Annotated in this window: 16 protein-coding genes; 6 read left to right on the forward strand and 10 right to left on the reverse strand. The window is 43.2% G+C overall.

Going from position 1 to position 22,269, the window contains the following annotated elements; all coding sequences use genetic code 11:
* Window positions 1-123 precede the first annotated feature (123 nt).
* Window positions 124-2,802, forward strand: coding sequence for a type I DNA topoisomerase (gene topA / locus BTV98_RS01875; protein WP_075102785.1), 2,679 nt, complete (start codon window positions 124-126; stop codon window positions 2,800-2,802).
* Window positions 2,803-2,901: 99 nt separating this feature from the next.
* On the opposite strand, the gene BTV98_RS01880 is transcribed toward topA, so the two are convergent.
* Window positions 2,902-3,459 (reverse strand): superoxide dismutase family protein, encoded by a 558-nt coding sequence (locus BTV98_RS01880; RefSeq protein WP_075102786.1) that lies wholly within the window; start codon window positions 3,457-3,459, stop codon window positions 2,902-2,904.
* A 372-nt stretch (window positions 3,460-3,831) separates the two neighbouring features.
* A complete protein-coding gene (gene lon / locus BTV98_RS01885) occupies window positions 3,832-6,381 on the reverse strand; it encodes an endopeptidase La (RefSeq protein WP_256713816.1) in 2,550 nt (849 codons plus the stop codon).
* A 386-nt stretch (window positions 6,382-6,767) separates the two neighbouring features.
* Between lon and BTV98_RS01890 the strand changes: the two genes are divergently transcribed.
* Window positions 6,768-8,144 carry a Na+/H+ antiporter family protein gene (locus tag BTV98_RS01890; RefSeq protein WP_075102787.1) on the forward strand — a complete coding sequence of 459 codons (1,377 nt, stop codon included), beginning with the start codon at window positions 6,768-6,770 and terminating at the stop codon, window positions 8,142-8,144.
* Between the two features lie 313 nt (window positions 8,145-8,457).
* On the opposite strand, the gene BTV98_RS01895 is transcribed toward BTV98_RS01890, so the two are convergent.
* Window positions 8,458-9,351 carry a 5-formyltetrahydrofolate cyclo-ligase gene (locus BTV98_RS01895; RefSeq protein ID WP_256713817.1) on the reverse strand — a complete coding sequence of 298 codons (894 nt, stop codon included), beginning with the start codon at window positions 9,349-9,351 and terminating at the stop codon, window positions 8,458-8,460.
* A gap of 181 nt (window positions 9,352-9,532) precedes the next feature.
* Between BTV98_RS01895 and fumC the strand changes: the two genes are divergently transcribed.
* Together fumC and BTV98_RS01905 are read left to right on the forward strand one after the other, a co-directional pair.
* Entirely contained in the window at window positions 9,533-10,936 is a 1,404-nt protein-coding gene (gene fumC, locus BTV98_RS01900; RefSeq protein ID WP_075102788.1) for a class II fumarate hydratase, read from the forward strand.
* Between the two features lie 208 nt (window positions 10,937-11,144).
* Window positions 11,145-11,672, forward strand: a complete 528-nt coding sequence (locus BTV98_RS01905; RefSeq protein ID WP_058369241.1) for a peroxiredoxin — start codon at window positions 11,145-11,147, stop codon at window positions 11,670-11,672.
* Window positions 11,673-11,922: 250 nt separating this feature from the next.
* Here the strand turns inward: BTV98_RS01905 and BTV98_RS01910 are convergent, their stop codons facing one another.
* The 7 genes from BTV98_RS01910 to BTV98_RS01940 all read right to left on the reverse strand — a co-directional run bounded on the left by BTV98_RS01910 (window position 11,923) and on the right by BTV98_RS01940 (window position 19,119).
* The gene (locus tag BTV98_RS01910; protein WP_075102789.1) at window positions 11,923-12,351 is read right to left on the reverse strand and encodes an Hsp20/alpha crystallin family protein; all 429 of its coding nucleotides are present in this window, start codon (window positions 12,349-12,351) and stop codon (window positions 11,923-11,925) included.
* A gap of 108 nt (window positions 12,352-12,459) precedes the next feature.
* The gene (locus BTV98_RS01915; RefSeq protein WP_075102790.1) at window positions 12,460-13,320 is read right to left on the reverse strand and encodes a DMT family transporter; all 861 of its coding nucleotides are present in this window, start codon (window positions 13,318-13,320) and stop codon (window positions 12,460-12,462) included.
* A gap of 148 nt (window positions 13,321-13,468) precedes the next feature.
* Window positions 13,469-14,278: a MipA/OmpV family protein gene (locus BTV98_RS01920; protein WP_075102791.1), complete on the reverse strand. Its 810-nt coding sequence runs from the start codon at window positions 14,276-14,278 to the stop codon at window positions 13,469-13,471.
* A 114-nt stretch (window positions 14,279-14,392) separates the two neighbouring features.
* Complete coding sequence (locus BTV98_RS01925; protein ID WP_075102792.1) at window positions 14,393-15,298, reverse strand: rhomboid family intramembrane serine protease; 906 nt, start codon at window positions 15,296-15,298, stop codon at window positions 14,393-14,395.
* Between the two features lie 100 nt (window positions 15,299-15,398).
* Window positions 15,399-16,607: an alpha-hydroxy acid oxidase gene (locus tag BTV98_RS01930; RefSeq protein WP_075102793.1), complete on the reverse strand. Its 1,209-nt coding sequence runs from the start codon at window positions 16,605-16,607 to the stop codon at window positions 15,399-15,401.
* 91 nt (window positions 16,608-16,698) lie between these two features.
* Window positions 16,699-18,471, reverse strand: coding sequence for an L-lactate permease (locus BTV98_RS01935; protein ID WP_075102794.1), 1,773 nt, complete (start codon window positions 18,469-18,471; stop codon window positions 16,699-16,701).
* A 303-nt stretch (window positions 18,472-18,774) separates the two neighbouring features.
* Window positions 18,775-19,119 (reverse strand): glutaredoxin family protein, encoded by a 345-nt coding sequence (locus BTV98_RS01940; protein ID WP_227511768.1) that lies wholly within the window; start codon window positions 19,117-19,119, stop codon window positions 18,775-18,777.
* 152 nt (window positions 19,120-19,271) lie between these two features.
* Here BTV98_RS01940 and mtgA point away from each other — a divergent pair, with 152 nt between their 5' ends.
* Both mtgA and ppk1 read left to right on the forward strand, forming a co-directional pair.
* On the forward strand, window positions 19,272-19,958 hold the full coding sequence (gene mtgA / locus BTV98_RS01945) for a monofunctional biosynthetic peptidoglycan transglycosylase (protein ID WP_058369216.1): 687 nt from the start codon (window positions 19,272-19,274) through the stop codon (window positions 19,956-19,958).
* 106 nt (window positions 19,959-20,064) lie between these two features.
* Window positions 20,065-22,263, forward strand: a complete 2,199-nt coding sequence (ppk1, locus tag BTV98_RS01950; RefSeq protein ID WP_075102795.1) for a polyphosphate kinase 1 — start codon at window positions 20,065-20,067, stop codon at window positions 22,261-22,263.
* Window positions 22,264-22,269: the final 6 nt, after the last annotated feature.

The raw sequence follows: 22,269 nt of genomic DNA on the forward strand, positions 1-22,269 counted from the left end.
TATTGTTTGTTAAACGACCGTATTGTTGGCAGCTACTAATACAATAAATCGCTGAGCTATTATGATTAATTAACAAAATCGCCACGCTGCTGAATTTATCCTTACTTTTAATCTACTTATATTATGGTGTCGTCACATATGGCAAAAACTACAACCAAAAAAGGGGCAACTGCTGCTGACAAACCGAAAGGTAAGTCTTTAGTCATTGTCGAATCACCAGCCAAGGCCAAAACCATCAATAAATACCTTGGCGATGATTTTATTGTCCGCTCAAGTATTGGTCATGTCCGCGATTTGCCAGTCAGTGCCAGTAAAAGTGCAAAAAAGACAGCTGCGGCCAAAAAAGATGAAAGTTTGAGTAAAGAAGAAAAAGCGCAGCAAGCACTGGTGCGCCGTATGGGCGTCGATCCAGAGCACGACTGGGCAGCAGTCTATGAAGTACTGCCGAACAAGACCAAAGTCATCAAAGAGCTTAAAGCCTTAGCTAAAGACGCTGACAAAATATATCTGGCAACGGATATGGATAGAGAGGGAGAGGCAATCGCTTGGCATCTAAAAGAAGTCATTGGCGGCCCTGATAGTAAGTATCAACGTGTGGTCTTTAATGAGATTACCAAATCCGCCATTCAAAATGCGTTTAAAGAGCCTTCTAAACTCGACATCGATCGTGTCAACGCCCAGCAGGCGCGGCGCTTTTTAGATCGAGTCGTAGGCTTTATGGTCTCGCCATTACTATGGCAAAAAGTCGCTCGTGGTCTGTCTGCAGGTCGCGTACAGTCGGTTGCCATGCGCCTAGTGGTCGAGCGCGAACACGAAATCCGCGCTTTTATACCAGAGGAATACTGGCAGATTCATGCCGATACCCATGTTGCCAACAGTACCGCCAAAAAAACGGCAGACGCTGAGCAAGCTATTATTCGCTTAGAAGCGACCAAACAAGGCGGCAAAACGCTTAAGCTTGTCAATAAAGAGCAGACTGACAAAGTTTTAGAGGTACTAAAATCAAGCGATTTTGTCGTAAAAGAGCGTGAGGAAAAACCAACACAATCACGTCCAAGTGCGCCGTTTATTACCTCGACCTTGCAGCAAGCCGCCAGCACACGCTTAGGGTTTTCAGTTAAGAAGACTATGATTTTGGCACAGCGCTTATATGAAGCTGGTCATATTACTTATATGCGTACGGATTCGACCTTCTTGTCTGGAGATGCATTGGCTGCTGCACGTGGCTATATCGAAGACAGCTTTGGTAGCAAGTATGTACCAGAAAAACCAAACTTTTATGGCAATAAACAAGGTGCACAAGAGGCCCATGAGGCAATTCGTCCTTCTAATGTTCATATGAAATCTACTCAGCTAAAAGGTGTTGAACGCGATGCCATACGTCTGTATGAGCTGATTTGGCGTCAGTTTGTCGCCTGTCAGATGCCGCCAGCGAAATACTTGTCAGTAAACCTATTCGTTAGTGCCAGTGATGTCGAGCTAAAGGCTCGTGGTCGCACCATGACCTTTGATGGTTATACTAAAGTCATGCCACCAGCCAAAACAGATGATACGCTGTTACCTGATGTCAAAAAAGGCGATCAGCTCACCGTAGATAAGCTGGATCCAAGTCAACACTTTACTAAGCCGCCACCGCGCTATACTGAAGCGAGCTTGGTCAAAGAGCTAGAGAAAAAAGGCATCGGCCGTCCATCGACTTATGCCTCAATTATTTCAACCATTCAAGATCGTGGTTACGTCAAACTTGAAAATAAGCGCCTATTTGCCGAAAAGATGGGTGATATCGTCACCGACAGATTGACAGCAAGCTTCCCAGACTTGATGGATTATACCTTTACCGCAGCGTTAGAAGATAAGCTTGACCATGTTGCAGAAGGCGATCAAGACTGGAAAGATGTGTTAGATAACTTCTATGGTGACTTTAAGCTTAAGCTTGAACATGCCAAAGATAAAGATGGTATGCGTCCTAATGATCCAACAGATGTGCCAGATGTGCACTGTGATATTTGCAATCGTCCGATGCAATTGCGTACTGGCTCAACGGGTGTATTCTTAGGTTGTACGGGCTACAACTTACCACCAAAAGAGCGCTGTAAAGGCACAAAAAACTTAATGCCAGTTGAAGCTTTTGCCAATCTTGATGATGCAGAAGGAGACGACGAGGCGGCCGAAGTCAAAGATTTGATGGAGAAAAAACGCTGTCCAAAATGTGGTACAGCCATGAATGGTTATATCGTCGATGGTGGTCTCAAGCTACATATCTGCGGTAACAACCCTGATTGCGACGGTTATATTCTAGAAGAAGGTAAGTTTGAAGTACCGGGTTCAGATGCACCTACCATTGACTGTAATAAGTGTGATGGGCAGATGGAGTTAAAGACGGGGCGTTTTGGTCCTTACTTTGCTTGTCAAAAATGTGATAACACGCGTAAAGTGCTCAAAACGGGAGAAGCGGCACCGCCGCGTATGGATCCAATTCATATGCCGGAGCTCAAATCAACCAAGCATGATGATTATTTTATCTTACGTGAGGGAGCGGCTGGGATGTTCTTAGCAGCGTCTAAGTTCCCAAAAGTACGCGAGACACGTGCGCCAAAGCTTGCTGAGCTACGCGAAGTCAAAGACAAAATGGAAGACAAATTCCAATATTTGTTTGAAGGTCCAGATGAGGATCCTGATGGTAATCCAACCATTTTACGCTGGTCACGTAAGAAAAAAGAGCAATATATTGGCTCTGAGAAAAACGGTAAAGCCACGCGCTGGGGTGTATATTGGCGTAAAGGCGAATGGGTAGAAGAATAAACCTCTTTTACCTTTGCCATAAATAGTTTTAAGCACAAAAAACCTCTTAGATCATCTAAGAGGTTTTTTAGTATTGATAAGTTTCAAGCTTAAACGTTATTAGTTCTTTTCGATGATACCGCAAGCAATACGGTCGCCAGCATTACCTGCTGGTTGACTGGTATAGTCATCAGCGCCAGCATGAACGATAAAGGCGCGGCGATTGACACTATACTTACCTGTTTTAGCTGCAGAAATCTGCTTGTTTACATAGTTGATAGTAGCCACACCGTCTTCATTGGCGGTTAGATTAGGTAGATCACCCGCATGGCCGTTCATATCATCTGGGTTAGAGTGTGGGAAGTTATCAGGATTAAAGTGACCACCTGCTGCTTTACCCATATCAGCACAGCTACCAGTCTCATGAATATGTAGTGCCACTGTTTTACCTGGCTGCATATTCATAAGCTTGCCATAGACTTGTACACCGCCATCAACAGGGCGTAAAAATACTTGACCGACTTCCTTATTATTACCATCAACCGTTTTAATCGTTGATTTTAGAGCGGGTTGATTAAATGGGTTACCGGTTTTTAGTTGATCTTGTACCGTTTGGCAACCTGTCATTGCTAACGCTGAACCACATAATAAAACACTTGCAAGCATTGTCTTTTTCATTGTTTTCTCCATTTGTATGTAATTGTCTAATGTATTCATTATTAAGATTTTGTAGTTATGACTGCCTCTACAATGTCTATAAGCTTTATCTATATTGCTTAAATACTTCATAGTCAGTATAGACAAACATTTCTCGTAATTATTCACTATAAGCGCAACAATCGGTTAATAAATGTAAGTAACGTATGGGTTTGAAAAATGAAAAATGAAAAATGAAAACATGAAGTAAGAATAAGAATTATAGGCTATGGACATTACAGTAGTATCAAAGAGAATAAGGAGGCTTAGCTAAGTAAAAAAAGAAGCATAAAAAAAGACCGTAATTGTTATTACGGTCTTTTTGCATTTATTGACTATTAACAACTTTACAGCTTAATTGTGCAGCGCTTTACCCGACGTTTTATCAACCGTCACCTTAGCAGGCTTTAGCGGTGTTGGCATATTGACCAATGCTACTTTTAATATCTCGTCAATCGTTGCTACTGGCTGAATCGTTAAGCCCTCTTTCACATTGTCAGGGATATCAGCCAAGTCGCGCTCATTACTTGCAGGAATCAGCACGTGCTTGATACCACCGCGATGGGCTGCGAGCAGTTTTTCTTTAAGACCACCGATACGCAATATTTTACCGCGCAGTGTAATCTCACCTGTCATCGCAATGTCTGGTCGAATGGCGATACCAGTCAAGGCAGAGACCAGTGCTGTCGTCAATGCACCACCAGCAGATGGACCATCTTTTGGAGTCGCACCCTCTGGCATATGTACGTGAACGTCAGTGGTTTTGACAGTCTCATAGTCAATACCTAAGCTATCACCGCGAGCACGAACGACACTCATGGCAGCGCGAATCGACTCTTTCATCACATCACCTAGTGAGCCCGTAAAGCTAAGCTCACCTTTGCCTTTCATGGCCACCGCTTCGATAGTTAATAACTCACCACCAACTTGTGTCCAAGCAAGACCAGTGATACGACCAATTTCAGGGTCTTTTTCGGCCAATCCATAATCGTATTGATGGACGCCTAGATAGTCATCGATGTTTTTGTCATCGACCACGACCAGTTCGCGCTCATCTTTTTTCGGAGCGCGTGCGCCATGACTTTCAACCGAACCGCGTACGACTTTGCGGCAGATTTTATTGACTTCACGCTCAAGGTTACGTACACCTGCTTCACGTGTATAGCTACGTACGATGCTATGTAATGCTGCTTCGACAATTTCAATCTCGCCTTCTTTAAGACCATTTTGCTTGATCGCTTTTGGCACAAGATACTTTTGCGCGATATTGACCTTTTCTTCTTCGGTATAACCTGGCAAACGGATGACTTCCATCCGGTCAAGAAGGGCAGGCGGGATATCCATGCTGTTAGCCGTACAGATAAACATTACTTGTGATAAGTCTAAGTCCATATCCAAATAATGGTCGTTAAACTTGTCATTCTGCGACGGATCTAATACTTCTAATAGCGCTGATGCTGGATCGCCACGGAAGTCTTGGGCCATTTTATCGACTTCATCTAGCAAGAATAGCGGGTTTTTCACCTCTACTTTGGCTAAAGACTGGACGATTTTACCCGGCATCGCACCGATATAAGTACGGCGATGACCACGGATTTCAGCTTCATCACGGACGCCACCCAGCGCCATACGCACAAACTTACGACCAGTTGCTCGAGCAATCGACTCACCTAATGAGGTCTTACCCACACCAGGAGGACCCACGAGACAAAGAATCGGACCGCGAAGTTTTTTCACGCGCGACTGTACCGCTAAGTATTCTAGGATGCGATCTTTCACATCTTGTAAGCCATAGTGGTCTTCATCTAGAGTGGTCTTAGCTTTTTCTAGATTAATAGAGACTTTAGTGGTCGCATTCCACGGCGTATCCAAAATCCATTCAATATAGTTGCGTACAACCGATGACTCACTTGACGCAGGCGGCATCATTTTAAGCTTTTTAAACTCTTGCTCCGCCTTTTTACGGACGTCATCAGGTAAGTCAGCTTCTTCTAGACGCTTTTCAAGCTCAGCGACATCATCATCACCATCGAACGCGCCATCATTCATATCAGACAGCTCGTTTTTGATGGCTTTCATTTTTTCGTTTAAGAAGTACTCGCGCTGATTGTCTTCCATTTGCTGACGTACCGCATCTTGAATATCTTGTTCGATATTCTGCTCGGCACTTTGCTTAACCAAATACTCAGTCAAGGTATTGATGTGAGCTTTGATGTCGTCGTTTTCTAAAAACGACTGCTTGACATCAAGATCCATCGATACGCGAGTTGAGATAAAATAGACCAACTCTAACAAATCATCGATACGCTTCGCTACGCGAGTGAGCTCCCGGGCATTGCGTAGACGTGCATCAGCATAGCTTTCAAACAAGCTGGTCAAAGCTTGAATGGTATTTTTTTGTTGGCTCTCATCCATTTGCACATCAAGATCAGCACGTTCAAAACTTGCCATCAAGACGTTATCATGGTCCTGAATCGTATCGACCCGCGCGCGATATTGACCTTCGATGAGGACTTTAATGCAATCCTCATCACTGTCATGTGGCATGGTGCTAACGATGCGACACACCGTACCGTATTGGTACAAGTTGTCCTGATCGATATCTTCGGTCAGCGAGTCTTTTTGTGCCACGACCAACACTTTATTGCCATATTCAGCTTGCGCCAGCTCAACCGCTTGTACAGATGGCGCACGGCCAACGAATAGGGCAATTTGCATATGTGGATAGACCACCACATCTCTAAGGGCTAGAAGTGGCAAGTAGTCTTCAGCATTATCATTTTTGACAACGTCGGATGACGCGCTCGTTTCTTCTATAGGCGAGCCGTCTGTTTCGTTATCATTGTCAATAGCAGATGATACATCGATGTCGATGTTATCTTTATCAATATTATGTTCACTCATATATTTTTCCTCGTTAACCAGACTTGTAAAGTCAAGTTCGTGGTTCATGTTTAGATAAATGGAGTCCCCATAAAAAATTGCAAGGCCTTACTATAGTCATTGCTAAATAAAATCAAGACATCGATAACCACGCGCAACTAAGGCAAATTATCTCACTTAAGCGCAGATAGTATCGCTTGCTTATTTTTCTTTTGGTTAATGTCTACTTCGTTCTGAGCATAGGTTTTACTTACAAAATCAGGTAAACTGACGCCCTTCTAAAACCGTATTGTCTAAAGTAGAGCGTTGTAGTTACTAGAGCGAGATTTAGAATTTTTAAGGTTTATAGGTTTTAAGATATTAACCAGTCTTTATCAGGCTAAAGCAAAAAGCAAAAGGGGCAATATATGACAATTAACGCAGTATTATTGGCAGTAGTCATTATGCTTGGTCTGTCACTCGCGCGCGTACATGTGGTGCTAAGCTTATTAATCGGAGCATTGGCAGGCGGACTCATTGCAGGTCTTGGTATTACCGATACTTTAGAAGCATTTCAAGAAGGCATCCGCAATGGCGCACAAATCGCTCTGTCCTATGCGTTATTGGGTGCTTTTGCGGTAGCGATAGCTCATTCTGGTTTGCCGCAGTCATTAGCAGGAACAGTTATCAAACGTATTGACGCTGCTGGCACTGGCGGCTTGATTAAGTATATGCTGTTTGCAGGCTTAATTGTCATGAGCTGCTTTAGTCAAAACTTAATTCCTATACACATTGCCTTTATTCCGCTGCTCGTGCCGCCGTTATTACTCGCCTTTAATCGCATGCAAATTGATAGACGGCTTATTGCTTGTTTGTTGACCTTTGGTTTGGTCACTACCTATATGTTTATCCCATATGGCTTTGGTGATATTTATCTCAATCAAATCATGCTAAAAAACGTCGGTGAAGCAGGTATTGATATCGCTGACATTTCTGTGATTCAAGCAATGGCGATACCTGCGTTAGGTATGTTCATCGGTTTATTGACCGCAGTCTTTATCAGCTACCGTAAGCCACGTCAGTATCGACAAGTTGCTATCGATAAAGAAGCTCGCGATGCCGCTGTTCAAGGTAAGGGGTTAAAAGATGATGAACTCAGTAAGACAACCGCTGGTGCCAAGGCGCAAAGTAAATTAAAAACGCTGGTAGCACTGGCTGCTATTGTGACTGCTTTTGTGGTGCAGCTTTATACGGACTCGTTACTGCTCGGCTCAATGTTTGGCTTTGGCGTCTTTATGGCGACAGGCGTGGTCAAGTGGCGTGATGCCGATACGGTGTTTAATGATGGTATCAAGCTGATGGCGATGATTGGCTTTATCATGATTACCGCGCAGGGTTTTGCCGAAGTTATGAAAGCGACGGGTGAGATTGCACCATTGATTGATGGTGCAACCAACTTATTTGCTGGTAATAAAGCCATTGCCGCTTTGGTCATGCTTGGGATTGGTTTGGTGGTGACGATGGGTATCGGCTCATCATTTTCGACCATTCCGATTATTGCCGCAATTTATGTACCGCTGTGTATCTCTCTAGGGTTTTCACCGCTCGCCACCGTGGCGATTATCGGTACGGCTGGCGCGCTTGGTGATGCAGGCTCGCCTGCCTCAGATTCGACACTCGGGCCGACCTCTGGCCTGAATATCGATGGACAACATGACCATATCAAGGACAGCGTGGTGCCGACTTTTCTTCATTACAACATTCCGTTGTTGGTATTTGGCTGGATTGCAGCGATGGTATTGTAGTCGATACTCTAAACGCTTATAACGAAACTAAAAAGGCGAGTGATTTTATAATCATTCGCCTTTTTAGTTTTTTATAGTCAGGCAAAAACACTATCCCCATCATCTCACGTACTATAGTGTTTTAATATGATTTAACGATAGGATGATGTGAGTTATATCTTTCTTAATATAGTCAGGTCAATATAAAAAGGATACAGCGAGACTGGGATAAGTTTTTTGCCGCCTCTGTCTACGCGGGCACAGTACGCAAGAAAAGTCTGTACCAGTCTAGCGAATTTATGCAGTGTATCTCTTTTATTTAGTATCAACTATACTACTCATCAAAATCCCCAATCTCACCACTTAAACTATCCAAAAACTCATCACTCTGCGCCAGCAACTTATTTAAGCGTTCTTCATTGATAACGCTTGCCAACTCATCAGAGCCAAAGGATTGTTCTTGACTGTAGTAGAGTATTTCTCTTGCGTCATCATTTCCTAATGTCTGTAAATACGTATCAACCGTATCAGCGCTAGATGCTTTTTCCTCAGCACTGTCGTTAGCTTTTGCATTATTACTAAACCACCTTAAGCCACTTGGCGTGATTAAGCCATCTAACGGCACATCCCACGGTTGACGTTCGAGATGTTCTACTACCTGAAAATCATAGCACCAGCCAATTTTTAACGGTTTTTTTGACCCTACTTGATAGCTTTTGCCAAGCGTCGTATCATAAAATCCGCCGCCCATGCCCATACGATTACCGTTTAGATCTACTGCTACTAATGGACAGATAATGACATCTAATTCGCGTGCCCAAAGTAGTCGACGACTATGATTTTGCTTCATGCCTAAACTGTGAATCCGCGTCGGTAAGTTTACCAGTTTTGAATGGTAAATCGGCACAAAGCGCAGACGTTTATCGACATTGCCCTTGTCATCACGACCGAGCGAGCCGACCACAGGTAAATAAGGTAAATAGCCTAAGCGTTGACACCAGTCCAACAGTGGCTGAGTGGGTAGCTCACCAAAGCCATCGTAATATAAACCGATCCTTGCATGCGGAGGTAAGCACTGTTGCAATTTAATTAAATGCAAACTTGCCATGCGCACGTATTGTCTGCGCTCGCCATCTGTAAGATTACGACGCTGACGGGTAAATTGTCGTCTCGGCGGATTGCTAGGTTTAGACTGTTTTGATTCAATGTTTTTGGATTTAGGATGCATAGATATACTATCCGTTAATATATTAAATTGTTGGTAGCTGGCGCTTTTAGGTAACAGCAATCCCTATTTGTGAATATTCAACACGTCTTAGTCATGCTATCATAACGCCACTTTACATCCTATTTTTCATCATGTGCAGCAGTTGTTGCACTTTTCATAATAAATAACACAGAGGACAGTTATGTCGACACAGAATCAGGCAACTCGTACCGAAAAAGATACCATGGGCAATGTGGAAGTCCCAAGCGAGGCTTATTGGGGCGCGCAAACCCAGCGTAGCCGCGAAAACTTCAAAATCGGTGGCGAGACCTTGCCACGTCCAATGATTGAAGCGATGGCAATGGTGAAAAAAGCCGCTGCTATTACCAATGCAGGTCTTGAGCGTATCGAAGGTGATAAGCGCGATTTAATTGTGCAAGCCGCTGACGAGATCATCGACGGTGGTCTCACCGATCAGTTCCCATTAGTGGTATGGCAGACGGGTTCTGGTACGCAGTCAAACATGAACATGAACGAAGTGCTCGCCAACCGTGCCAACGAAATCGCTGGTTCTGAGCGTGGTAGCTACGCGCCGATTCATCCAAATGACCATGTCAACCATGCGCAGTCTACCAACGACAGCTTCCCAACGGCGATTCGTGTCGCTGCTGCGCGTCAAATCAACAGCTTATTGATTCCAGCGGTAAAAGCACTACGCGATACGCTAGATGCCAAAGCCAAAGAATTTGATAGCATCGTCAAAATTGGTCGTACGCACCTGCAAGACGCCACGCCTTTGACCCTAGGTCAAGAGTTTAGCGGTTATGTCAGCCAGCTTGACCACTCGTTGACTCGTATCGACAACGCACTACAAGGCTTATATGAGTTGCCACTAGGTGGTACGGCGGTTGGTACGGGTCTAAACGCCCATCCTGATTATGCGGTAAAAGCAGCTGAGCAGTTATCAACTTTGACTGGTCTGCCATTTGTGACTTCACCGAATAAATTTGAAGCGCTAGCGGCTCGTGATGCCGAAGTATTTGCTTCAGGCGCACTCAAAACCCTAGCAGGTAGCTTAAATAAGATTGCTAATGACGTACGTTGGTTAGCTTCAGGTCCGCGCTGTGGTCTAGGCGAGCTGACCATTCCAGAGAATGAGCCAGGCTCATCTATCATGCCGGGCAAAGTCAATCCAACTCAGTCAGAAGCGATGACCATGGTTGTCGCTCAAGTGATGGGTAACGACGTTACTATCAGCATGGCAGGCGCGTCAGGTAACTTTGAGCTAAACGTATATAAGCCAGTGATCGCCTTTAACTTATTGCAATCGATCAAGCTACTGGGTGACGCTTGCAATAGCTTTAATGAGAATTGCGCCGTGGGTATTGAACCAGTAAAAGAGAAAATCGATGACTTCTTGCACAACTCATTGATGCTCGTCACGGCACTAAACCGTCATGTTGGTTATGAAAACGCCGCGAAGATTGCTAAAACGGCTTATAAAGAAAACAAAACCTTAAAGCAAGTTGCGGTTGAGCTTGATCTGATGACCGAAGCGCAGTTCGATGAGTGGGTGACGCCAGAGGATATGGTGCATCCTTCTTAATTTGGATTTTGTTAGATAAAAAAAGACCTTGTCGCTCTTGATATAAAAATGTGGCAAGGTCTTTTTTTTGGTTTATATTTTTAAAGCCAGTTCTATATTTTATATAGTGGATATAAGCTTAAAAGTTTGCTTATGACCTGACATAACTATTATTATATCTACGCAGCATTTAAAAACAAAAAGACAATAACCTAAATAGGAGTAAATAATGATTACCCATGTACCTGATGTAACCTTTAAAACTCGTGTTCGTGATGAATCTATCGGCGGAGACAACCCATTTACTTGGTATGATCTCACCACAGATGAGTTATTTGCCAATAAAAAAGTGGTCGTGTTCTCGCTACCAGGTGCCTTTACGCCAACGTGTTCGACCAGCCATTTGCCTCGTTATGAAGCGCTTTATGATGAGTTTAAGGCGTTGGGCGTAGATGAAATCGTGTGCATTTCTGTCAATGATGCATTCGTTATGTACCAGTGGGGCCTCAAGCAAAACCGCGAAAACGTATTTTTGCTGCCTGATGGTAATGGTGAGTTCACTCGTAAAATGGGTATGCTTGTTGATAAGAGTAATCTTGGCTTTGGTATGCGCTCATGGCGTTATTCGATGCTTGTCGACAATAAAGCCATTAAAAAAGTGTTTAAGGAACCTGATTTTGGCGACAACTGCCCAATCGACCCCTTTGAAGTGTCAGATGCAGACACTATGTTAGAGTACTTGAAAAGTAATGCTTAAATTCTATTGAGCCAATAAAAGACAAAGTCGATGACTTATTACACAACTCATTGATGCTAGTCACTGCATTGAACCGTCATATCTGTTATGAAAACGCGGTGAAAACTGCTAAAAATATAAATTACTAACGTTGTTATAACTAAGTAGACATTGTCTGAACTAAAACAGTAAAGCTCAAATAAAAAGAGCACATGAATCACTCATGTGCCCTTGATCATTTACTTAAATGCTCATCAATGCTCAGCTATTTTTATTTAATCTCAAGCTTTTTGCGCTCTGAGCTGGTCTCTTTTGGTAGTACCAGTTTTAGTATGCCGTTTTCATAAGAGGCTTCTGCTGCATCAACCTTTACTTTGGATGGCAATTGGAAGCTACGCGATACTGAGCCAAAGTAGCGCTCGCTGCGTAGTATCTTGTCGCCGTCTTTTTGCTCATCGTGCTGCGCAATCTCAGCGCTGATCGAAACGATATCTCCGGTAATAGACAGGTCGATATCTTCTTTAGCAACGCCAGGTATCTCAGCGTTTACATGGAACGCATCATCTTTTTCACTGACATCAATCTTGATTTGGCTAGCATTAGGGAGCGCTTCACCATGCAGCGGACGCATCACAAAGCTAGGTGCCATCTCATCAAAGAAGTTGTCAAAGATTGAATTGCGTGTAACAAGTTTACTCATAACAGTCTCCTTATCATTGATTGTTTACTGTGTAACTAACCTACTATATATATAAAGGTAGGCTATATAATTTCAAGGGTTAATTTTAAGATGATATGGTCTAATATATTAATGAGGAATTTCGTCTTTATCTATTCTTCTAGAATAGATATTTAACGAATTACCAGCGACAATAAGTAAGATGCCTATCAATAAGGCAACGGTAAAACTTTCAGAATATAAAAGCACACCAACGATGGATATGAGGGGTAATCTAAACAAATCCATAGTCACGACGAATGTCACCTCTGCGTACTGCATGGCTTTGGTCATACAATAATGTGCCGATAGCGCTGTTACACCTATAACTATAAGCCATAGCCACTGAATACCTACTGGTGTTGCCCACCCGTCTATAAATAAAAGCAATCCCAAAGGCGCTTGTATCAAACACATCATAAAAATAATCGTGATTGGGCTATCTGTATTAGATAACGATTTTGTAGCCACATGAGAAAAAGCATAACAGATGGCTGCACCCAACACGATTAGTGACGCATAGTGAGCAACATCTAAGCTAGGTTGAACGATGACTATTATCCCAAGAATGCCTAATAGTACGGCAATAACTTTTTTTACCGTTATAGACTCTTTTAAAAAGAGATACGAGATGATTATCGTCCAAAAGGGGACAGTAAATTCAATAGCGAAAACGGTCGCTAGGGGCAGTAGTCCTATGCCTAAAAACCAGCCGTATTGCCCTGCGAAATGAAATAGATTCCTTATTAGGTGTAGTTTGATACGTTTGGGAAATGAAAAACGCGCCTTCTTCAATAACAATATGATTGGTAACAACACCAATAAGCCGACGATACTTCGGAAGAATAAAATCTGGAAAACACCGATTTCATTATTAAGCTCACGAGCACCAATAGCCATCAAACAAAACGAAGTGAGCGCACCAATCATCCAAAGGGTAGAGCGGATCATACAAGACATCCCTATAGATAAAGCGTTAAAATTCGTTCAAACTGTAGAGCCAATACTTTGTGCCAATGAATGAATAAGTTACAACAAAAAACTGGGCTAAAAGCCCAGCCTACGCCAAATATCGTAACTTATATTTTAAAACAAAATTCTAAAACTTATAAAGCAAACCAAGCGTCGTACGGGACTCAGTGCGCGAGTCAACCATTGGGCTGTCGTATTGCTCATCCGATAGATAGCTTAAGCTTTGATTGGCAAAGCCTGCCCAGCGCTCATTAAAGTCATAATTGGCACTGATATTGATGTAGGGGTTAAAGCTTGAGTCAGGTGAGTATGAGTCAACTCCAGTACGTGCTGATTCTTCATCGCTTACACCATAATAATATTCATTATAGTCTTCGTTATTCCACTCAATACCGATACTTGGATAGACCGTCAGTTTATCTTTGCGGTATTTAGCAAGGTAAGTTAGGCGACCAAATGTACCATCACTACGATCTAAGACGTCAGTGGCGATTTGTCCACGTAAGCCACCGATAGGAGTGCGGCGTAGATAAGTCAGACCCGCAGCGGCTGAGGCTTTACGTTTATCAAGACCTTGAAGCGCACCATTGGCATCATCAGGGTCAAACTCCATACCTGCTAGCTGTGCATAAGCCGATAGCTGATTGGTCCCATCATTGATGATATATGCACCAGCTTGGGCACCGCGCGCATAAATCTTATTGTTATCATAAAAAACGCCTGGCAATACACGTACTTCGGTATTGTCGTCCAAGTCATAAGCTGATTTTACAGCCATGACATTGACCCCAACGCTTAGTTCTGCGTCTTGATCGGCAGGTAGATTCTTAAAAGGAGCCGCACTGGACAAGCTAGCCACACTAAGTAATGCAGTAGCTGTTAAAGTACTAAGCAAAACTTGCTTAGTGTTATTAGAAAGTGCTGCAATTTTGAACATAATTGAATCTCATCAGTGAGTGAAAATGATCGGACAGAAAAAAGCGAGTAGGGCAAACTATACTAACCTGCTGCTTTTATGAGCTATCTAGCAATAATAAATAAGTACAACGGTTTACTCAATGGTTTTTAGCACTTGTAATATTTGCTGGTGAATATCCTGCCACCACCACACAAAACCAATGCTAATCAGTAGCATTACAAGCCATGGAAGTAGCTCCCATATCATTGCAGGTTTAGTAGGTGTCTCTAGCGAGATAGAGCCAAATGGTTCATGATTGTTAGTAGTATTTATGGGTTCATCGGTAGTAGGATAGACAGTATTTGCATCATGGGCATCGCCATATTCAGGCATCTCATAAGTATGAAAATGTGTCATCGGTGCCACTGATGAAGTCATACGTTGACGATGGGTAAGCGCAAACCCAAAGGCGATAAGCAGTCCAGTAATAGCCCCACCAATGTGACCGGCGTTATCGATCCCCGGTACAGCAAAACCATATACAAGATTGATGCCCATAATAAATATCAGGCTTCTTAAATTGAGTACCATGCCGTTAACAGATATTTTAAATAGTGCGGCTATCAAGAGCGCAGCACCGATACCCATTATACCCCCAGAGGCGCCAGCTGATAGCCCAGGTTGTCCTGTTCCATCCAAGATACCTTGCCATGTCACGTAGTTATTGAGTAAATTACCACCGATTGCCGAAAGCAAAAATAGCACCAAAAACTTGGCCGAGCCAAACATCGGCTCTGCAACTTGACCAAAAAAGTACATGGCAAACCCATTAAACAGTAAATGCATGAGGCCAATGTGCAAAAACGCACTACTTACCAGCCGCCACGGATCATCAACCATGGTTAATGGTAATGCATTAGCGCCCCAATTTAGCAGAGCTTGTGTTGAGGGGTTATTGGCATCAACGCCCGTTAACACTTGCATGATAAACAGTCCAATAAAGCTGACTAAGAGTAAAGTGGTGACAGGCGCTGTCTTTAACAGTTGTTTAATGGTCATAAAAGCTAAATATCAGTGAAAGATGATAGATAGAGTATAAGGGCTAACGGTTAGATAAACAAAGCTGTCGCATATAAATCTACTTGTGTAAAACTAAAATCTACCAGCGCATTGGTGGGACATAAGGTAATGCCGACTTGAGCTGCTCGTAAGTCCCTTTGACTAAAATATCATCCGTCACCTGATTAATATCAGTATGACCACAGAATGCCATACTGATATCACATTCTTTATGGATAATCTCAAGCGCACGGCGCACCCCATCTTCACCATAAGCACCTAGCCCGTATAAGAAAGCTCGCCCAATCATAGTGCCTTTTGCACCTAAAGAGATGGCTTTTAAGACATCTTGACCGGAGCGAATACCACTATCGAGCCACACCTCGATATCACTATTTTCGGCATGAACCGCCTGCACGATATCGCTCAAAGCAGAGATTGAGGAGGGCGCACCATCTAACTGACGGCCACCATGGTTTGAGACCACCAATGCATCCGCACCACTACGGGCAGCCAAGATAGCATCTTCAGGCTCCATAATACCTTTTATAATCAGCTTGCCGCCCCATGCATCTTTGATACGTGCGACATCATCCCAGCTCAAACGCGGGTCGAACTGTTCTGCTGTCCATGCTGATAATGATGAGATATCTTCAACGTTTTTGGCATGACCGACGATATTGCCAAACGTACGACGTTTGGTACCCAGCATATTTAAACACCATTCGGGCTTGGTCATCAGGTTCAGAATATTGGCGAGGGTCGGTTTTGGCGGCGCGGATAGACCGTTTTTGATATCCTTATGACGTTGACCAAGTACTTGCAGATCAGCTGTCAAAATGAGCGCGGAACAATTTGCCGCTTTGGCACGGCGGATAAGATTGGCCATAAATTCCTGATCGCGCATGACATAGAGCTGAAACCAAAACGGTGCGCTGGTATTTTCAGCAACATCCTCAATAGAGCAGATACTCATGGTTGATAGTGAAAAAGGCACGCCAAATTTCTCTGCTGCCCGCGCCGCATGAATCTCGCCGTCCGCCCACATCATGCCAGTAAAACCAGTTGGTGCAATCGCAACTGGCATTTTGACTTGTTCGCCAATCATCTGCGTCGCAAGGCTACGATTGTCCATATTTACCAATACCCGCTGGCGTAACTTAATACGATCAAAGTCCGTCTCATTATTACGGTAAGTGGTTTCAGTCCATGAGCCTGAATCGACATAATCGTAAAACATACGCGGTATTTTGCGCTCGGCAACACGGCGTAGATCTTCGATTTCGGTAACTTTACTCAAGTCTTTCATAGGTTTATCTCTTATTGCTGTTATGTTTTAACTAGAAGGCAACCTTAACCTAACGCTACTAGATCTAGTTTAATAGCGTCAGCTTGCCTGATTATCGTCCATTCAGTTTTCTACGGAAAAATTTGCCACCAAAAGACATCAGTCCAAAGAATGTTATAGGCCAGAGAACGGCTAAAGCCCACCACCATATTTGACCGAAGATGATAGCCATACCGATCAAACCTGCTTGCACGACATAATAAATCATCGCTAGCAGTGTTTTGCGAATCACATAGCCTTCTTTATCCACCAAGCCGACTACTGCGCAAGCAGCTACCACATTATGCACCGAAATCATGTTACCAGCCGCACCACCCACAGCTTGCAAGGCTATTACTTGTGCTGCAAGGTCGCTATTGAGTCCGATCTGATTGGCTGTTGACCATTGAAAATATGAAAACATCATATTGCTAATAGTATTTGAACCGGCGATGAAAGCACCCATTGCCCCAATCCATGGAGACACTAGCGGCCACGCATTTTGAAAAGCATCGGCAGCACTTTCAGCCAGTAATATTGGCATAGGAGGTAGCGCAGTAGCGACTTCAGCGGCTGAGCCTGAATTAATGAATACTTGTACCATAGGCACCGAGAATAGCAAAGCTGGTGCGGCAGCAACCATGGTCTTTGCCGAGTTACTCCAACTGCGCTTTACCGCTTGGCTATTCATTTTGAACAGTAAAATACATAATAAAGAAGTAATAATTAGAATGCTACCAGGAGAATAGGCGAGCTGTATCTTACTAGAGATTGTTGTACCAAAAAGATTAGTAAGGCTAATGGTTGTTAAATCCCCTACCAGAAAAGCTTTGAGTGGTGCAATCACTCGAGTTATGACCAATAAGGCAATCACAATGAAATAGGGCGAAAATGCACGAATTAAAGAGAACTTTGGGGTTGCTGAATCAGCATATTTTACCTCGTCTAAAGTACCCAGCCAGTCTTTGTCCCATTTTGCGCGAGGGGCAAAATCAAAAGTATCTTTAGGCATCAAAAAACCACGCTTAGCAGCGGGAAGTACAATTAACAACCCAATGAAACCGCCAACGAGTGAAGGGAACTCAGGCCCTAGAAATTTAGCAACCAAAAAATAAGGAATAGTAAAGCAAAGACCTGCAAAAATGGCAAATGGCCATACTTTAAGCCCTTCTATGAAGGAGCGTTTTTCACCAAAGAACCGTGTCAAAAAAGCACTTAAAATTAAAGGTATCAAAAACCCAATAAGCGCATGTACAAGGCCTACGTTAGCTGTAATCTGTAATAAATAATTTTCGGCAGTAGTAGGAGCAATGGACTGTGCTAAATCTTGTTTATCAGTAATACCAGACCAAACGCCAAGTAGTAGAGGCGTACCAACTGCACCGAATGATACGGGTGTAGATTGAATGATAAGAATAACCATGACCGATGCCATCGCTGGAAAGCCTAAAGCCAACAACAGCGGAGCACCCACTGCAGATGGTGTTCCGAATCCTGATGAACCTTCTACTAAAGAGCAGAACAACCATGCCACAATGATCGCTTGGACGCGCCTATCAGGTGAAATATCCATAAAGCCCTTACGTATGGCGACAAGAGCGCCGCTTTCTTTCAGCGTATTCAGCAGTAAAATAGCTGCGAATACAATGAATAAAATAGTAAGTGCCACAATAATCCCATTAACAGTAGCAGCCGCTACCTGAGCACCACTAGCGTGCCAAATGAAAAAGGCTAGCAGAGCTGTCACCAAATAGGCAATGCTCATAGATATTTTAGCTGGAAGTCGCATGATGACTAATAGAACTAAAACCACAATAATTGGCGCTAAGGCCAGAAAAGTATACATTATCAACGATCCTTATTGATAAAATCAGCTTTATAGCAGATTTAAGACTGGTATTAGAGTCAGATTTACGAGCTTAACAGGAAATATTTTTTATCCAGTTAATTTAGTACATTGACCATTTAGCCAAAATAACAAAGGTTTAAAAATTTTACTAGTAGAAAATGAGTAGTACAGGAAATAACAGGAAGGCTGATTTCTAAGACGTTGATAATAAAAAATTTAAAATTTAAATTAAAAAACGGTTTAATAAAGATTAAACAGTGATTTGATAAAAAAGAGTAGTTTAATAAAGATAAGGTAAGATTAAAGCAGTTGCTGCAAATCCATTACCGAAAACGGATAGTTTAAGCACTGAGTTGGTGTGAGAACGACAGGAATGACGGTTGCAAATTGCATCATTAAGTCTTCATCAAAATCTGCAATATCGACATATTGATAAGTGATAGGTACTACCGCTTGTAAGCGTTTGATAAGCTGTTCTGCCACTTCACATAAATGACAGTTAGAGGTGCCAAGCAGCCACCATTGTTGCGAAGCTTGTATAGTAGGACGACCCAAAGTTGGTATAGTCGCAGTAATACGCGCGCGTAGCTTTGGTACGGCTGTATCGGCTATCATTTTTTTATCATTGTGATTGTCTATAGTCATATTTTTACTCTTAAAACTGAATGGCTGCCAATTTTTATATCATAAAGAAGTGGCAGCGATAATGACAGCGATTGTGAGATTAGGTAAGATAGCTTGCTATTAATCATTAACTGACAACTTTTAATATTTCTCATTATTTGGATACTTTGCGCATGGCAAGTTTTGGCAAGTTTATCAAACGATTATTACTGGCGCTAATGTTGTTGGTGGTAGCATTCCATATACTGGTGGCAGGTTTGCTATTGATTTGGAAAACCCAGCCAGTCAATAACAGTATGTTTATGCTAACTCATCGACTCATGGGCGGCACAGTCACTCAAACTTGGGTAGAGTATGACGACATTGCCAAATCTGCCAAACAAGCAGCGATTGTCAGCGAAGACTCAACATTTAGTCAGCACAATGGTTTTGATCTCAAAGGTATAGAGGCGGCACGTAAAAAGAATGAAGAGACAGGCAAGATGTCCGCTGGTGGCTCAACGATTAGTCAGCAACTGGCAAAGAACTTGTTTTTGACCTCGCATCGCTCTTATATTCGTAAAGGCGAGGAGGCAATCGTCACTGTTATGATGGAAAGCTTATGGGACAAGCAGCGTATTTTGACCGCGTATCTAAACGTGGCAGAGTTTGGTAACGGTATTTATGGTATTGAGGCCGCAGCGCAGCACTATTTTGATAAATCCGCTGCCAACCTGAATCGTGATGAGTCAGCATTACTGATTAGTATGCTGACCAATCCCAAGTACTATGAAGACAATCAAGGCGATAGACGTTTGCGTAACAAGCAGCGGATTATCAAAAAACGTATGAAAAATGCTGTCTTGCCGCAAGCAGCATAGTTTGATAAAAGCAAAGTCTGATTATCAATGATGAAGCTTGCTGACAATGATAAAGCTCACCGGAATAAAGGTTTAGCCACGATACATAACTATAAAGGACTGCGATATGAGCACTGCCAACCATGCATCAAACGTTACTACAGAACGCGACAATATCGATAAGCCTGATCAAACACAAGATCACAGTCTCACTCAGATAGCTTGGCAACGCTCAGAAGACGGCAGCTACTCACCCAGTAGTTATATCAATCGCGACTTGTCTTTATTGCAATTTCATCTACGGGTATTAGCACAAGCGGCAAGCCCGCGACATCCATTACTTGAGCGCTTGTTTTTCTTGATTATTTTTTCATCAAACATCGATGAGTTTTTTGAGATTCGTGTCGCAGGTATCATGCAAAAGCTTAATATCGGTGATGTCTCAACGAGCGCTCATGGCATGCGTCCTAGCGAGGTATTGAATGAGATATCAGCCATTGCGCACGAAGCCATAGATGAGCAGTATCGTATTCTCAATGAAGACATCCTACCAGCCCTCGCCAAAGAAGATATCCGTTATCTAAAACGCGATGAATTAAATGCTGATCAGTCAGCATGGATGAAGCGTTATTTTACGGAGCAAGTATCGCCAGTACTAACGCCTATTAGTATTGATCCTGCCCATCCATTCCCGCGCTTGGTTAATAAGAGCCTAAACTTTATCGCAACGTTAGAAGGCAAAGATGCCTTTGGTCGCGATATCAACCTAGCCATTGTGCCTGCGCCGCGTAGTCTGCCGCGCGTCATTCGCCTGCCTGATGAATTGACGGGCGGTAAAGAGCATCATGTCATGCTCTCTGCTGTCATTCATGAGCATATTGGTGAGCTATTTCCTGGGATGAATGTGACAGGCTGTCATCAGTTTCGACTGACGCGCAATGCAGATCTGGACTTGGCAGAGGATGTCGAAGATATCGCTAAAGCGCTCGAGGGTGAGCTTGAAAACCGCCGTTTTGGCGATAAAGTACGGCTTGAAGTCACCACCGATTGTCCAACGCCCATCAGTGACTATTTGCTCAATGAATTTGAGTTACATGACAATCAATTGTATCGCGTCAATGGTCCAGTAAACCTAACGCGTCTGCTCTTTGATTTTAATATTCCAGCGCTGCGTTATCAGCCGTTTACCCATGTTGTGCCAAAAGCTTTTCGTAGGGAGGCCGACAAACTTGAAAAGGCGACGAGTATGTTCGCTGCCATGCGTAAAAGTGATGTCCTAGTGCATCATCCTTTTCATGCATTCTCACCTGTGGTGAACTTATTATGGCAAGCTGCTAACGATCCAAAAGTCTTAGCGATTAAACAGACTTTGTATCGTTCAGGTACCAATTCAGAGATTGTACAAGCCCTTGCCGCTGCCGCCCGTAATGGTAAGGAAGTTACCGCCATTATTGAGTTACGTGCACGTTTTGATGAAGCGTCTAACATTGCGGTTGCCAATTATTTGCAAGAAGCAGGGGCGGTCGTGGTCTATGGTATCGTCGGTTACAAAACCCATGCCAAGCTGATGCTTATCATACGCCGTGAAGATGACAAAATCCGTCGTTATGTGCATCTAGGGACAGGTAACTACCATGCAGCCAATGCCAAGGTGTATACGGACTACGGTTTGTTTACCGCTGACGCTGATATCTCAGAAGATGTGCACAAAATATTTCAGGAGCTAACGGGGATGGGCAAGCCTGCCAATCTCAAAAAACTGTTACATGCCCCTTTTACTTTACATGAAAAGTTGATGAGCTTTATTGATGATGAAATCACTCATGCCAAAGCAGGCAAGCGCGCTCATATCATTGTGAAAGCCAATGCTCTGACCGAACGTCGTCTAATAGGTAAGTTATACGACGCTTCGCAAGCAGGGGTTAAGATTGAGCTGATCTTACGGTCTATGTGCTGCTTACGTCCACAAGTACAAGGACTGTCTGAAAATATCACAGTGCGCTCAGTCATCGGTCGCTTTTTAGAGCATACTCGTATCTACTACTTTTACAATGCTGGTGATGAACGGATATATTGTGGCAGTGCTGACTGGATGGATCGCAACTTATTCCACCGGGTCGAAGTTGCGTTCCCAATTGAAGACAAAAAGATATTTGCTCAAATTTATCAAGATGGTTTACAAAGCTATCTACAAGACAATGTACAAGCATGGACGCTCGATGGTAATGGGTGTTGGGAGCAGGTGCAGCCAGCAGCGGGCGAGCCACTACATATTGCCCAAGAGCATTTATTAAAAACCATCAATCACGTTGGTGAAAAAACCTAACAATCC

This window comes from Psychrobacter sp. Cmf 22.2, assembly GCF_001921745.1.
In the GTDB taxonomy this organism is placed as follows: domain Bacteria; phylum Pseudomonadota; class Gammaproteobacteria; order Pseudomonadales; family Moraxellaceae; genus Psychrobacter.